Below are 13994 nucleotides of genomic sequence, written 5' to 3'. Positions count from 1 at the left end.
CCGCGCGACGGCGCAGGACGAGGGGTCGACCGCTGCGCGGTCGGCTCCTCGCCCGTCGGGCGGCTCCCTCAGGTCCCGTCGTGGACGGTGAGGCTCGAGCCGCGGCGGTCCTTGCGGACCTCGAGGCGCACGCCGATCTCCTGCTTCATGCGGTCCACGTGGGAGACGAGCCCCACCGTGCGCCCGCCCGAGCGCAGGGAGTCCACGACGTCCAGCACGTCGTCGAGCGTCTCGGAGTCCAGCGAGCCGAAGCCCTCGTCCACGAAGAGCGTGTCCAGCTCGATGCCGCCGGACTCCGCCTGCACCGTGTCCGCGAGGCCCAAGGCCAGGGCCAGCGAGGCCATGAACGTCTCCCCGCCCGAGAGCGTGGAGGGGTGCCGCGTCTCGTCGACGTAGTGGTCACGGATCACGAGCTCCAGGCCCTTGTTGCCGCGGCCGCCCACGGCGTCCGAGTACTCGATGCTGTACCGGGCATCCGTCATGGCCAGCAGGCGCTCGGTCGCCGCCGCGGCGACCTCCTCGAGCCGGCCGGCCAGCACGTAGTTGGTCAGCGGCATCTTGAGGCGGTTCTCCCCGCCCCCGCGCACGAGCGCGAGCAGCTGCGTGACCGTGCGGTGCTCCTCGATGAGCGCCGCGGAGCGGCCCAGCACGTCGGTCAGCGCCGCGGACTGACGGCGCACCGTCGCCACCAGGGTGTCCAGCCTGCCGACGGCGGTGGCCCGCTCCGCGCTGGCCGCCTCGGCGGCGGCGAGGCGTTCGGCCGCGGCGGCGCTCTCCTCCTGGGTCGGGGCGGCGGTGCCGGCCTCGCCGAGGGCACGGCCCTCGGCGACGAGCTCGGTGGTTCCGAGCTCGGCCAGGCGGGCGCCCTCCTCGTCCCACGCGCACACCCGAGCGGTGAGGGCGCTCGCGTCGTCGTCGTCGAGCCGTGCCTGCGCCGCCGCCTCGGCACCGGTGAAGTCCTCCGCGGCGAGGGCGGCGGCGAGGGCCTCCGCGGTCTCCGCGCGCACGGCGGCGGCACGCGCCTGCGCCTCGGCCGCGTCGGCGAGGGCGCGCAGGGCACGGCGGGCACCGCCGACCTGGCCGCGCCGGACGTCCAGGTCCTCGGCGTCGGCCTGAGCGGCCTCGACCGCGGCCCGCAGCTCGAGGAGCCGCTCGGCGCGCCGCGCCGTGGCCTCCTCGAGGCGCTCGGCCTCGAGCGCGAGGGCGGCGTCCGCCGACTCCGCCGCGGTCTGCGCCGTCTCGAGCTTCGTCAGGGTCCGGCGGTCCGCGGCCAGGGCCTTGGCGACGGCGGCGAGGTCGGCCTGCTCGGCCTCGGCGGCACCCAGGGCCGCCTCGGCCTCCTCCACGCCGAGCCCGCCGGCGGCGTCCCGGGCCTCTCTCAGGGCGGACTCGGCCCGCTCCCGGGCGGCCTCGGCCTGGGCGGCCGCGGCGCCGGCACGGTCCCGTGCCTTCTCCGCGGCGGCGACGTCGGCCTCGGTCACCGTGGTCGCGGCCGCGGGCGCCGGACGCGGGTGCGCCGGCGACCCGCACACCGCGCACGGCTCCCCCTCGACGAGCTGCTCCGAGAGCTCGGACGCCGCCTGCTCGTAGCGCGAGCGCAGCAGCCCCACGTGCTTCTCCGCGGCCGCGCGCTCCCGCGCGACGAGCCTCTCGTGATCGGCGCGGGCCCTCTCGGCGGCGGCACGACGCTCCTCCGCCAGTCCGGCCGCGGCACGCCGCGTGCGGGCCTCCTCCGCCCGGCGGTCGACGGCCGCGCGGGCGCCGAGCCGGGCCCCACCCGACTCGACGGCCTCCCGCACGGCCACGATCGCCGTGGAACGCGCCTCTCGCTCGTGAGCCCCCGCCGCACGTTCCCCCTCGATCGCCTCGCGCCGGGCGCCGCCGGCGGCCTGCTCCTCCTCGAGCCTCGCCATCCGGGCGCGGTCCTTCACGGCGGCCTCGACGGCGTCCGCCGCGCGGTCCGCCCGCTGCAGCGCGGTGCGGGCGACCGACACCGTGGCACCGGCGACCTCGTCCTGCTCGCCCTCCCCGGACGCCTCGCCGAGCCACGAGGCGGCCAACGGCTCGGCGGCGACCCCGACCGCCGCCGTGGCCGCGCGCTCGCCCTCGGCGTGCTCCGCGTGCTCGGCGCGCCGGGCACGCGCGGCCGCGGCGAGCACGCGGCCCGCCCGCTCATGGGCGAGCACCGCGGCACGGCCCTCCCCGGTCTCCCGCGCGGAGGCCTCGTGCACGGAGAGACGGTCCGTCCATCCGGCCGCGGCCGCGAGGGAGGCCGCCGTGCTCTCGAGCGCGCGCACGGCGGCGCGGGCGTCCCGCTCCGCCGTGTGGGCCGCGGTGAGTCCGGCTCCGGCCGCCTCCCGCGCTGCATCGGCCCGCCGCACGGCGAGGTCCAGGAGGCCCTCGTCCGTCTCGGGGTGCGGCTCGGGCGCGGGCCAGCCCTCGCCGAGCTCCTCGCGCATCGCGTCGCGCAGCTGGGCGCGCGCGGCGTCGGCGATCGCGGCGTCCGCGGCGACGGCTCCGTCCAGGCGGGAGGCCTCCCCCTTGAGATGCTCCTCGACGCCGTCGAAGCGCTGCGTGCCGAAGAGGCGGCGCAGCAGGGCCCGGCGGTCGTCCGACGTGGCGGTGAGGAACTGCGCGAACTGGCCCTGGGGCAGCAGGACGACCTGCATGAACTGATCGGCGTCCAGGTGCATGACGGAGGCGATCAGCTGGCCCACCTCGTCCGCGCGGGTCAGCGGGGCACCCCACTCCCCCTCCGCGTGCTCGCGCAGGGACACCGCGGCCTGCGTGGAGGTCAGGCCGTCACCCTTCTTCTTCTTCCGCAGGTGCTTCGGGGAGCGGAGCACCTCGAAGCGGCGGCCCTGCACCGAGAACTCCAGGAGCACCTCGGGCGTCACGGCCCCGGGCTCGCGCAGCGTGGTGACGAGGGACTCGGGCAAGCGGCCGCCCGGCACCGAGCCGTACAGGGCATAGCAGAGCGCGGCGAGGATGGTGGACTTGCCGGCGCCCGTGGGGCCGTCGAGCAGGAAGAGGCCCGCGGCGTTCAGCGCGGCGAAGTCGACGTCCTGGCGGTCCGCATAGGGGCCGAGCCCCTGCAGCCGCATCCGGTGGATCCTCATGCGCGCACCTCCGCGAGTCGCGACGCCTCGAGGGCGTCCTGGAGCAGGGCCGCCTCGGCCGGACTGGCCGCGCGCTCCCGCACGTGGTCCACGAACCCGGTGGTCAGCGCGAGGTCCGAGGGGGCCTGGCGGAGCGCGTCCGCGTAGGTGCGCTCGCGCGTCCTCCTCCCGCCCGCCGGCTCGTGCCGGAACACGAGGACGTGCGGGAAGCGCGTCTTGAGGCGCTCGAGGGCGCGCTCGGGCCGCTCGTCGTCGGTGACGGTCGCCTGCACCCAGCGGTCCTCGGCGTGGGCGAACTCGGCCGAGCCCAGCAGCGCGTCGAGGGGCCCGGCGATGACCGCCAGCCGGCGGCCGGCCTCCCAGTCCACGGCCTCGACGGCGCGCACGGCCCCACCCTCGACCGTGACCAGCCACGCCCCCTTGCGGTGGTTCGCCTCGGAGAAGGAGTAGGGCAGCGGGGAGCCGGAGTAGCGCACGTGATCGGCGAGGCGCTGCCGCCCGTGCAGGTGGCCCAGGGCGACGTAGTCCAGCCCCGCGAACACGGACACCGGCACCTGGCCGAGCGTCCCCACAAGGGCCTCAGGCGTCCCGCCCGGATGCTCGACGTGCTCACCCTCCCCGATGTCCCGCTCGCTCTCCGAGCCGTGCCCGCCCGCGGCGAACAGGTGCGCCATGACGACGCCCGCGACCGGGCTCGCGCTCTCGGCGCGCCTGGCCTCGAGGTCCTCCCGGATGCGACGGACGGCCTCGGTCATGACGGCCGTGTGGTTCGGCTCCACCTCCCACGCCTGGCCCTGATGGCGTGGCTCGAGGAACGGCACCCCATACACGGCCACCGTCTGCCCGGGCTCCCCCTCGCCGCGCGCGCCGTCGTCGTGCCTCTGCCGCAGCAGCACCGGGCGCGCCAGGTCCGCCGCGTCCGCGCGCACGTGGACCCCCGCGGCCTCCATGAGGCCGCCGCCGAAGCCGAGCCGCACCGCGGAGTCGTGGTTGCCGCTGGTCAGGACGACCTCGGCGCCCGCAGCCCGGATCTGCCTCAGCGCGCGATCGAGCAGCCGGACCGCGTCCGCCGGCGGGAGCGCGCGGTCGTAGACGTCCCCAGCCAGCAGGACGGCGTCCACCCGGTGCTCCCGGACGGTGTCCAGCAGGACGTCGAGGACCTGAGCCTGGGCGTCGAGCAGTCCGGTGCCGTGGAAGGAGCGCCCGAGGTGCCAGTCGGACGTGTGGAGGAGCTTCATGCGACCCACTCTAGGAAGACGCCGGACACGGGAGGAGCATCCGGTCCGCCTCGTACGATGAGCGCATGTCCGAGCAGACCTCTGAGCAGGCCCCCACGCCCGCCGCCGCGCCCGCCCTCCCCGCCGACGAGCACGCCCGCCGCGTCCTCGCCCTCCTCGCGGCCGGCGCGGCCGGAGACGCGCTCGGCGGCGTCGTCGAGTTCACGCCCGCGTCCGGCATCACGGCGCAGCTCGGCCCCTCCGGCGTGACGGACGCGGTCACGCTCATGGCGCTGGACGGGGCCCGCTCCCTCCCGATCACGGATGACACCCAGATGACCCTCTACGTGCTCGACGGCCTCCTCGAGTGGATCGAGTGGCAGAACGCCGGCCAGGCCTCGGACGCGGCCGCGTGCGTGTGGCTCGCATGCCTGCGCTGGTACGCCACCCAGCGCGGCTCGCTCCCCGCGGGCGCCCCGCCGGTGCCCGGCCGGTGGATCGACGAGCACGAGGAGCTGCGCGTCCAGCAGGCCCCGGGCAACGCGTGCCTGTCAGGGCTGGCGGATCCCGGCATGGGCCTTCCCTGGGACCCCCACAACCCGGAGTCGAAGGGGTGCGGCACGGTGATGCGCTCGGCCCCGTACGGCATGGTCCCGGGGCTCGAGGACCACCACGTCGCCTCGTTCGCGCGCCAGGGCGCCGTGCTCACGCACGGCCACCCCACCGCGTGGGTCAGCGCCGCGACGCACGCGCTCGTGATCGCCGCCCTGCTGCGCGGCGCGACGCTCCCCGACGCCGTCGCGCACGCCCGCGCCTGGGTGGAGGACGCCGGCGAGGACGGCCTGGAGACCGCCGCCGCGCTCGAGGCCGCGGAGCGCCTCGCGCAGGCGGCCTCCCGCGACGACGGAGACCTGGGCGCGCCCGGTTCGCTGCCGCTCGCGCTCGGCGAGGGCTGGGTCGCCGAGGAGGCGTTGGCCATCGCGGTCTTCGCGGCCCTCGTGGCGGACCGGGTCGCGGACGGTCCGGAGGCGGCGCTCGCGCTCGCGTTGCGGATCGGCGTGAACCACGGCGGCGACTCGGACTCCACCGCCTCCCTCGCCGGCCAGCTGCTCGGGGCGCGCCACGGCCTGGCCGTCTTCGGTGCGGAGGCCGACGTCGACCCGGCCTCCGACGCCGCGGCCGCGTGCGTGCCCGCGTGGATCGCCGAGCGCGGCGTGGTGATCGAGGCCGCGCGCCGCTGGAGCGCCGCCACCACCTGAGCGTCCGGCCCTCCCCCACGGTCCGGTGCGCCGAGTCAGCGGGCGGGGCCGGGCCAGTTCTCGTCGAGCATCTGCAGGAACTCCGCCTCCGTCACGAGCGCGACAGGCTGGCCCGCCGCACGGCGGCGCAGGGCGTCCTTCGTCTTGCGGTGCGTGAGGGCGGGGGTGGCCGCCGCCGGGGTGCCGCCCAGCACGTCGGACGCCTCGAAGCCGTCGCCCACCACGAGCATGGTGGTCTGCGCCGAGACGCGACTGGCGGTCTGCGCGCCGAACGCGGCCGCCCGCTCCTTCGCGGCCTGACGGGACATCCCGATCCCGCCGGTGAACACCACCGTCTGGCCAAACAGCGGGTGGGAGGGGTCCGCGTCCGGGTTCGGCACGGGGTTGGCCCCCTCCTGCGGCCAGCGCATGAAGTCGGGCATCTCCCGTTCGTCCCGCAGGGGCACGAGCGCGTCGAACACGCCCGCCGTCAGGCGCGCCTGACGGGTCGCCCGGGACTCCTCACCGACGCCGTGCGGGCGCCCCTCGAGTCGGCCCACGGCGAGGCCGTGGTCGCGCACGAGCGCGTCGATGCGCCGGACGGACGGGGCCGCCGTCGTGCCCGTCTCCGATGCCTGCTCCGTGCCCGGCGACCGCCGGGCGACGTCGATGAGGATGGCCGCGCAGGCCTCGGCGTCCGCGAGCGCGTCGTGGTGGCGGCCCGGCGTGAACCCCGCCTCGCGCGCGGCCGAGGGCAGGGCGTAGGAGGGCAGGTCGTAGGCCCTGCGGGCCAGCATCAGGCTGCACGCGTAGTCCAGCGTGGGCACGTCGCGGCCCGAGACCTCGAGGGCGGACTCGATGACGCCGAGGTCGAACCGGGCGTTGTGGGCCACGAGCACGTCGGCGCCGACGAACGCCGCGAGGTCGTCGAAGACCTCCGCGAAGCGCGGGGCGCCGCCCACCTGGTCCGGGGTGATCCCGTGGATCCGCACGTTGCGCGGGTCGAAGCGGTCGAAGCCGGCCGGCGGTCGCACGAGCCACGAGGCCCGCTCCACCATGCGGCCGTCCCGCACGCGGACGAGGCCCACGGCGCACGGCGAGCCCCGGAAGCCGTTGGCCGTCTCGAAGTCGATCGCGGTGAAGTGCAGTCCCGCGTGCCCCGCCACGGGGACCCCCGGGCCGCCGCTCACGAGCGGGCGGCCAGGGCGTCCACCAGGTACGGCAGGAGCGCCCGGAACGCGTGGCCGCGGTGGCTGATCGCGTTCTTCTCGGCGGAGCTGAGCTGGGCCGTGGACTCGTCCCGGCCGGTGGGGCGCAGGATCGGGTCGTAGCCGAACCCGCCCTCCCCGACGGGCGCCCGCAGCAGGGTGCCGCGCAGGCGGCCGTGCTCCACGTGGGTGAAGTGGATGCTGTGCACGCCCCGCGCGTCCGGCGTGCTGGGCACCGCGAGCGCCGCGGCGCACACGAACTCGGCGCCGCGGTGCGCATCCGGGACGTCCGCCAGCTGCGCGAGCAGGAGCTCGAGGTTGGCCCGGTCCTCCCCGTGGGCCCCGGACCAGCGGGCGGAGAAGATGCCGGGCGCCCCGCCGAGCACGTCCACGGCGAGGCCGGAGTCGTCCGCCACGGCGATCAGGCCGGTGTGGGCCGCCACCGCGCGAGCCTTCTTGAGGGCGTTCTGCTCGAAGGTGACCCCGTCCTCCACGACGTCCGGGGCGCCCACGGCGCCCGCGTCCACGACGGCGGCGTCCACGTCCAGGCCCGGCACGGCGCCGGCGAGCAGCTGGCGCAGCTCCCGGACCTTGCCGGCGTTGCGGGTGGCGAGCACCACGCGGGCGCCCTCGGGCACCCGGGTCATCTCCCCTGCGCTCACGCGTCGGCCCCGGCGGCGTGCGCGGCGAGGGTCTGCGCCTGGATGCGGGCGAGCTCGGTGGTGCCCAGGAGCGCGAGGTCGAGGAGAGCGTCCAGCTCGGCGCGGTCGAAGGGAGCGCCCTCGGCGGTGCCCTGCACCTCGACGAAGGTCCCCGAGCCGGTGACCACCACGTTCATGTCCGTCTCGGCCTTGACGTCCTCCACGTAGGGCAGGTCCAGCATCGGCGTGCCGTCGATGATGCCCACGGACACGGCGGCCACGGAGTCCTTGAGGACCGTGGCGTCCTTGCGCAGGATCCCCTGGCGCTGCGCCCAGCCCACGGCCTCGGCGAGCGCCACGTAGGCGCCGGTGATGGCGGCGGTGCGGGTGCCGCCGTCGGCGTCCAGCACGTCGCAGTCCAGGACGATCGTGTTCTCCCCCAGGGCGTCCAGGTCGATCACGGCGCGCAGCGAGCGGCCGATCAGGCGGGAGATCTCATGGGTGCGCCCGCCGATCTTGCCCTTGATGGACTCGCGCTGGTTGCGCTCGGAGGTGGCGCGCGGGAGCATCGCGTACTCGGCGGTGACCCAGCCGGTGCCCTCGCCCTTGAGCCAGCGCGGCACACCCTCGGTGAAGGAGGCGGTGCAGAGCACGCGCGTGTCCCCGAACTCGATGAGGGCCGAGCCCTCGGCCTGCCGGGACCAGCCCCGCGTGATCGTGATGGGACGCAGCTCGTCGACGGCGCGGCCGTCCTGGCGGGAGTTCGGTGCGGGAACGCTCATGCCCCTCAGTCTAGGCGGGCCCTCAGACGCCGTAGCTCAGCCCGGAGACCGCGACGGCGAGCGGGCCCTCGTACGTTTCGCGTGCCTCGGCGGCGGCCCGCTGGGGGTCGTTCCACACGGGCAGGTGAGTCAGCAGGAGGCGGCGGGCACCCGCCTCGGTCGCCATCCGCCCGGCCCGGCGGCCGGTCAGGTGGACCCCGTCGATCCCGTCGTCTCGGCCCTCGTGGAAGGCCGCCTCGCACAGGAACATGTCCGCGTCCCGCGCGGCCTCCACCAGCCCCTCGCACGTGTCCGTGTCGCCCGAGTACGTGAGCACGCGGGTGACGACGGCGCCGGTGGCGTCCACCTCGTCGGCCTCCACGCGCAGGGCGTAGGCCTCGTCGATGGGGTGGCGGACCGGCACGGGGGTGATGCGGAACGGGCCGAAGGAGACGGTGCTCCCGGCCTGCCACACGCGGAAGTCGAAGTCCTCCCGCATGCCCGGATCCGGGTCCATCCCGTAGGCCTCGGCGAGCCGGTCGGCGGTGGCGGCCGGTCCGTAGACGGGCACGCGGCCCGCGGTCCAGCCCTCCGGGTTCCAGCGGATGGCCACGTGCAGGCCGCACAGGTCCATGCAGTGGTCCGGGTGCAGGTGGGAGAGCATGACCCCGTCGAGGTCCTCGAGGCCGATGTAGCGCTGGAGCACGCCGAGCGAGCCGTTGCCGAGGTCCAGCAGGATCCGCCACGTCCGCGGGGTCACGCCGTCCGCCGCCACGCCCTGGGCGGAGACCAGGTAGCACGAGGCCGGCGAGCCGGGGCCGGGGAAGGAGCCGGAGGCCCCGATGATGGTCAGCTTCACGGCGTGCCCCTTCGTTCGGAGTCCAGACGGGCGATCAGGTCGGGCGTCAGCTGCGCGAGAGCGGCCGTGGGGTAGCGCTCCCGCACCGTGTCCATGCGGGCCACGGACTCCACCTCGGGGCCGAGGAAGCGGCGGGCGAGCGCCTGGAAGTGCCGGGGGTCGCCCGTGGACATGAACCGGTGGGAGGCGGACTGGCCGGAGCCGGCCGCCGAGTGCGGGTGCTCGATGCCGTGGCGCACGAGCGCCCGGTACAGGTCCTTCGCGGTCTCCTCGGCGGAGGAGACGAGGGTGACGTCCTCCCCCATCACGAGGGACAGGGCCCCCGTCAGCAGGGGGTAGTGGGTGCAGCCGAGCACGAGCGTGTCCACCTCCGCCGCCTTGAGCGGGGCGACGTACTCCTCCGCGGTGGCCAGCAGCTCGGGGCCCGTGGTGATCCCGGCCTCCACGAACTCCACGAACCGCGGGCACGCCGCGCTCGTGACGCTCAGGTGCGGCGCCGCGGAGAAGGAGTCCTCGTAGGCGCGGGAGCCCACGGTGGCCTGCGTGCCGATCACGCCGATCCGCCCGTTGCGGGTGGCGGCCACCGCGCGGCGCACGGCCGGCTGGATGACCTCCACCACCGGGATGCCGAGCCGGCCCGTGTAGCGCTCCCGCGCGTCGCGCAGCACCGCGGCCGAGGCGGAGTTGCACGCGATGACGAGGGCCTTCACGCCCGCGTCCACCAGCTCGTCCATGATGCCGAGCGCGAGCGCGCGCACCTGCGCGATGGGCCGGGGGCCGTACGGGGAGTGGGCCGTGTCCCCCACGTAGAGGATGGACTCGTGGGGCAGCTGGTCCATGATCGCGCGCGCCACGGTCAGACCGCCCACGCCGGAGTCGAACACGCCGATCGGGGACGCGGCGTCCGCGTGGGGCCGGCTCATGCGTCCTCCCCGTCCGTGCCCTCGGCGGGCAGCTCGGTCAGCATCTCGTCCATGAGGGTCTCCAGGAGCCACGAGGTGAAGTTGTAGAGCAGCGCCATCGTGGACTCGACGTCCTCGGCGCGGCGCCAGTCGTCCACGGCGTGCACGCGCCGGGCGTCCTCCTCGGTGGCCACGCCCAGGCGCGTGGCGAGCACGAGGCGGACGTCGTTCAGGGCCCGCGCGAACGCGGGCGCGTCGGCGTGGGGCAGGGTGACCTGCGTGGACTGGAGGGCCGCGAGCGCCCGGCGCGCGTCGTCGAGCTTGGCGGCGGTGAGCGCGTCCTCGGTGAGCGCGCGGTGCTCCGCCTGCTCGTCCGGGTCCGCGTCGGCCAGGGCCTCGGGCAGCAGGCGGGCGACGGCGGCGTCGGTCGGCGCGGCGCGGCGCGGCCGCGGGTCGGCGGAGAGGTGGAGCCCCGCGACGAGGTCCCAGAACGCGGTGTCCTCCTCGGAGAGGCCGGCCGCGGGGCCCGCCTCCTTCCCCGTGGAGTCCGCGGCGGCCGCCTGCTCCGCCGCGGGGGCGTCGGAGGCTGCCGCGGCGCCGGCGGCGGGGTGCTCGGCCGAGACGACGTCGGCGTCGTCGTGGGCGCGGACCTCGTCCTGGCGGTTCTCCAGGAGGGTGACGACGTCCTTGACGAGGCCGCGCAGCAGGCGGACCTCCGGCTTCTCCAGCTGCGCGACGTAGCCGCGCCGCGTCCAGCGGAACCTCTGTGCCATGGCCCTCCTCAGTCCTCTGCCTGCTCGAGCGTCGCCCACAGGCCGAACCCGTGCATCGCGTTCACGTGGACCTCCGCGCTCTCCCGCGAGCCGGTGGACACCACGGAGCGCCCGCGCTCGTGGACCTCGAGCATGAGGGCCTCGGCCTTGGCGGCCGAGTAGCCGAAGTGGGAGCGGAACACGTAGGCCACGTAGCTCATCAGGTTCACGGGGTCGTTCCACACCACCGTGTTCCACGGGCGGTCCGCGCCGAGGTCCTCCCGGGGACGCTCGAGCAGGGCCGTGTCCGTGCCGGAGGCGGGGGCATCGGGGGCGGGCATGCCGTCCAGTCTACGGACCCGTGCCCCTGGCGGGGCCGCCCGCCCCGTTCGGTAGGGTGGCCACGTGAGCGAGACCACCGCGAAGAGCCCCCGCCCCGCCGCCTCCGTGGAGGCCTGCGTGGACGACTGGCGCATCCCCACCGCCCTCATGACGGACCAGTACGAGCTGACCATGCTCCAGGCGTCGCTGAAGGCGGGCACCGCGCACCGGCGCAGCCGCTTCGAGCTGTTCACCCGCCGCCTGGGCGACGGCCGCCGCTACGGCGTGGTGGCCGGCACGGGCCGCGCGCTGGAGGGACTGAGCCGCTTCCGCTTCGCCACCGCTGAGCTGGACCACCTCGCGGACAACTCCGTGGTGGACGACGCCACGCTGTCCTGGCTCGCGGACTTCCGCTTCTCCGGGGACATCACGGGCTACGCCGAGGGCGAGGCCTACTTCCCGCACTCCCCGCTGCTGCAGGTGGAGTCCACCTTCGCCGAGGCGTGCATCCTCGAGACCTATCTCCTCTCCATCCTCAACTACGACTCCGCGGTCGCCTCCGCCGCCTCCCGCATGACCGCGGCCGCCGGCGGCCGCCCGTGCATCGAGATGGGCTCGCGGCGCACGCACGAGGAGTCCGCCGTCGCCGCCGCCCGCGCCGCGGTCATCGCCGGCTTCGCGGCCACCTCCAACCTCGAGGCCGGCCGCCGCTACGGGATCCGCACCGTGGGCACGGCGGCGCACTCCTTCACGCTCCTGCACGACTCGGAGCGTGCCGCCTTCGAGGCGCAGGTGGACGCCCTCGGCGCCGCCACCACCCTCCTCGTGGACACCTATGACATCGACGCCGGCGTGCGCACCGCCGTCGAGGTGGCCGGGCCGGACCTGAAGAACGTCCGCCTCGACTCCGGCGACCTCGTGCAGCAGGCCCACCACGTGCGCGAGCTCCTCGACGAGCTGGGCAACACGGAGACCGGGATCCTGGTCACCTCCGACCTGGACGAGTACGCGATCGCGGCGCTGCGCTCCGCGCCCGTGGACTCCTACGGCGTCGGCACGCGGCTGGTCACCGGCTCGGGCGTGCCCACCGCCTCCATGGTCTACAAGCTCGTCTCCCGCCATGACGACGACGGCGCGTGGGTCGACGTCGCGAAGGCCTCCTCGGGCAAGGCGTCCCTGGGCGGCCGCAAGGAGGCCGCCCGCCGCCGCGACGCGCGCGGCCGCGCCGTCGCCGAGCTCGTGGGCGTCAACCGCGGCCCCGACGCGGACGCCGACGACCGTCCGCTCATCCAGGAGTTCGTCCGTGACGGCGAGCTGCTGCCCGGCTGGACCGGCCCCGAGGCCGTGACCCGCGCCGCCGAGCGCCACGCCGCCTCCCTGCGCGAGCTGCCGCCGAGCGTCGCTCGGCTGCAGTCCGGCGAGCCCGCGATCCCCACCCTCATCCAGGAGCACTGACATGCCCGACCTCACCCGCGCCCTGATCATCGTCGACGTCCAGAACGACTTCTGCGAGGGCGGATCGCTCGCCGTCACGGGCGGCGCCGCCGTCGCCGCGGCGATCAGCGAGCACCTGGACGAGCACGTGGACCGCTACACCGCCGTCGTCGCCACGCGCGACTGGCACGTGGATCCTGGCACGCACTTCGCGTCCGAGGGCGAGGAGCCCGACTTCCGCGCCACGTGGCCCGTGCACTGCGTGGCCGGCACCCGCGGCGCCGAGCTGCACCCGGACCTGGACGCCGAGTATGTGGAGGCGGAGTTCCTCAAAGGCGCCCGCACCGCCGCGTACTCCGGCTTCGAGGGCTTCCTCGGGGAGCCCGACGCCGTCCGGTCCGGTGACGAGGCCGGCGCCCCGGCCGGCCCCCACGGCGCGACCCAGGGGGCGGCCCGCGCCGTCGCCGAGGGCGCTCCGGGCCTGGACGAGTGGCTGCGCGATCAGGAGGTGGAGGCGCTGACCGTCGTCGGCCTCGCCACCGACCACTGCGTGCGGGCCACCGTCCTGGACGCTGTGGACGCCGGCTACGAGGTGACGGTGCTGACCGACCTGTGCGCGGCCGTGGACGAGGCCGCAGGCCAGGCGGCCCTCCACGAGATGGAGGCCGCCGGGGCCGTGCTGGAGCTCGCCGAGGAGCTCTGAGCCGGATGGCCCGGGACGACGCGCCGGACACGCGCGCCTGGGACCGCCCCGTGCGCCGGGTGACGGAGCACCCGCTCTCCCCCGCCGACCGGACCGTGTGGCCTGCCGACATCCCGGCGGTGCGCCACCTGCTGGACCACGGCCTCGACCTCGGCGACGCCACCGTGATCGTCGGGGCGAACGGGGCGGGGAAGTCCACGGTCGTCGAGGCGATCGCGGAGGCGTTCGGCCTCAACGCGGAGGGCGGCACCCGCCACGTGTTCCACGAGACGCGGCGGACCTCCTCCGACCTCGCCGAGCACCTGCAGCTCGCGCGTGGGGCGGGAGCGCCCAGGGGCGGCGTGTTCCTGCGGGCCGAGAGCATGTACGGGCTGTTCACGTACCTGGAGTCCACGATTCCGGGATCGACCCTGCACCTGCGCAGCCACGGCGAGGCGTTCCTGCAGTTCTGCGAGGAGCGTGCCGGCGTGCGCGGCCTCTGGATTCTCGACGAGCCCGAGTCCGCGCTGTCCTTCGAGAGCTGCCTCGCGCTCCTGGTCCACCTGCGGATCATGGTCGAGGCGGGGTCCCAGGTCGTCCTGTCCACGCACTCCCCCGTGCTCGCGGCGCTGCCAGGAGCCCGGATCCTGCTGCTCGACGAGGACGGCGTCACGCCGACGGCCTACGACGACCTCCCGTTCGTCCGGCACCACCGCGCGTTCCTCGCGTCTCCCGAGCGGTACCTGCGCCCCCTGCGCTGACGTCCGAGCTGGGCGCCCGCGGTCGAGCCAAGCCGCATCCAGCCGACCGAGACGTCCAGACGGCCCTGGGTGAGGACGGCTCGGTCCGGCGGTCCGCCC

At 75.7% G+C, this 13994-nt stretch carries 13 protein-coding genes; 4 read left to right on the top strand and 9 right to left on the bottom strand.

Annotated features, from left to right (window positions below):
• Window positions 1–68: 68 nt before the first annotated feature.
• On the bottom strand, window positions 69–3119 hold the full coding sequence (locus tag LG274_RS00535) for an AAA family ATPase (RefSeq protein ID WP_404464810.1): 3051 nt from the start codon (window positions 3117–3119) through the stop codon (window positions 69–71).
• Window positions 3116–4357 (bottom strand): exonuclease SbcCD subunit D, encoded by a 1242-nt coding sequence (locus tag LG274_RS00530; protein ID WP_298713072.1) that lies wholly within the window; start codon window positions 4355–4357, stop codon window positions 3116–3118. Before LG274_RS00530 ends, LG274_RS00535 begins: the two co-directional genes overlap by 4 nt.
• Before the next feature lie 65 nt (window positions 4358–4422).
• Here LG274_RS00530 and LG274_RS00525 point away from each other — a divergent pair, with 65 nt between their 5' ends.
• Window positions 4423–5595, top strand: a complete 1173-nt coding sequence (locus tag LG274_RS00525) for an ADP-ribosylglycohydrolase family protein (protein WP_404464808.1) — start codon at window positions 4423–4425, stop codon at window positions 5593–5595.
• A gap of 35 nt (window positions 5596–5630) precedes the next feature.
• On the opposite strand, the gene LG274_RS00520 is transcribed toward LG274_RS00525, so the two are convergent.
• The 7 genes from LG274_RS00520 to clpS are packed head-to-tail and all read right to left on the bottom strand — an operon-like array spanning window position 5631 to window position 11038.
• Window positions 5631–6740 (bottom strand): exonuclease domain-containing protein, encoded by a 1110-nt coding sequence (locus tag LG274_RS00520; RefSeq protein WP_343282347.1) that lies wholly within the window; start codon window positions 6738–6740, stop codon window positions 5631–5633.
• A 20-nt stretch (window positions 6741–6760) separates the two neighbouring features.
• Complete coding sequence (locus LG274_RS00515; RefSeq protein ID WP_404465956.1) at window positions 6761–7429, bottom strand: non-canonical purine NTP pyrophosphatase; 669 nt, start codon at window positions 7427–7429, stop codon at window positions 6761–6763.
• 11 nt (window positions 7430–7440) lie between these two features.
• Window positions 7441–8205 (bottom strand): ribonuclease PH, encoded by a 765-nt coding sequence (rph, locus tag LG274_RS00510; protein WP_248115141.1) that lies wholly within the window; start codon window positions 8203–8205, stop codon window positions 7441–7443.
• A 22-nt stretch (window positions 8206–8227) separates the two neighbouring features.
• On the bottom strand, window positions 8228–9043 hold the full coding sequence (locus LG274_RS00505) for an MBL fold metallo-hydrolase (RefSeq protein WP_248115142.1): 816 nt from the start codon (window positions 9041–9043) through the stop codon (window positions 8228–8230).
• Window positions 9040–9966, bottom strand: coding sequence for a glutamate racemase (gene murI / locus LG274_RS00500; RefSeq protein WP_248115143.1), 927 nt, complete (start codon window positions 9964–9966; stop codon window positions 9040–9042). Before murI ends, LG274_RS00505 begins: the two co-directional genes overlap by 4 nt.
• On the bottom strand, window positions 9963–10718 hold the full coding sequence (locus LG274_RS00495; protein ID WP_248115144.1) for a DUF2017 family protein: 756 nt from the start codon (window positions 10716–10718) through the stop codon (window positions 9963–9965). The genes murI and LG274_RS00495 overlap by 4 nt, the downstream gene beginning before the upstream one ends.
• Before the next feature lie 8 nt (window positions 10719–10726).
• Window positions 10727–11038: an ATP-dependent Clp protease adapter ClpS gene (gene clpS / locus LG274_RS00490; protein WP_248115145.1), complete on the bottom strand. Its 312-nt coding sequence runs from the start codon at window positions 11036–11038 to the stop codon at window positions 10727–10729.
• Window positions 11039–11186: 148 nt separating this feature from the next.
• Between clpS and LG274_RS00485 the strand changes: the two genes are divergently transcribed.
• From LG274_RS00485 to LG274_RS00475, 3 genes are read left to right on the top strand one after another with little or no spacing between them, the layout of a single operon-like run.
• Window positions 11187–12473 (top strand): nicotinate phosphoribosyltransferase, encoded by a 1287-nt coding sequence (locus LG274_RS00485; protein WP_404465954.1) that lies wholly within the window; start codon window positions 11187–11189, stop codon window positions 12471–12473.
• A 1-nt stretch (window position 12474) separates the two neighbouring features.
• Entirely contained in the window at window positions 12475–13155 is a 681-nt protein-coding gene (locus tag LG274_RS00480) for an isochorismatase family protein (protein ID WP_248115146.1), read from the top strand.
• Between the two features lie 5 nt (window positions 13156–13160).
• Complete coding sequence (locus tag LG274_RS00475; protein ID WP_404464803.1) at window positions 13161–13895, top strand: AAA family ATPase; 735 nt, start codon at window positions 13161–13163, stop codon at window positions 13893–13895.
• Window positions 13896–13994 lie beyond the last annotated feature (99 nt).

This window comes from Micrococcus antarcticus (assembly GCF_044872765.1).
GTDB lineage: Bacteria > Actinomycetota > Actinomycetes > Actinomycetales > Micrococcaceae > Micrococcus.
This window is presented reverse-complemented; position numbering and strand designations above follow the sequence as displayed.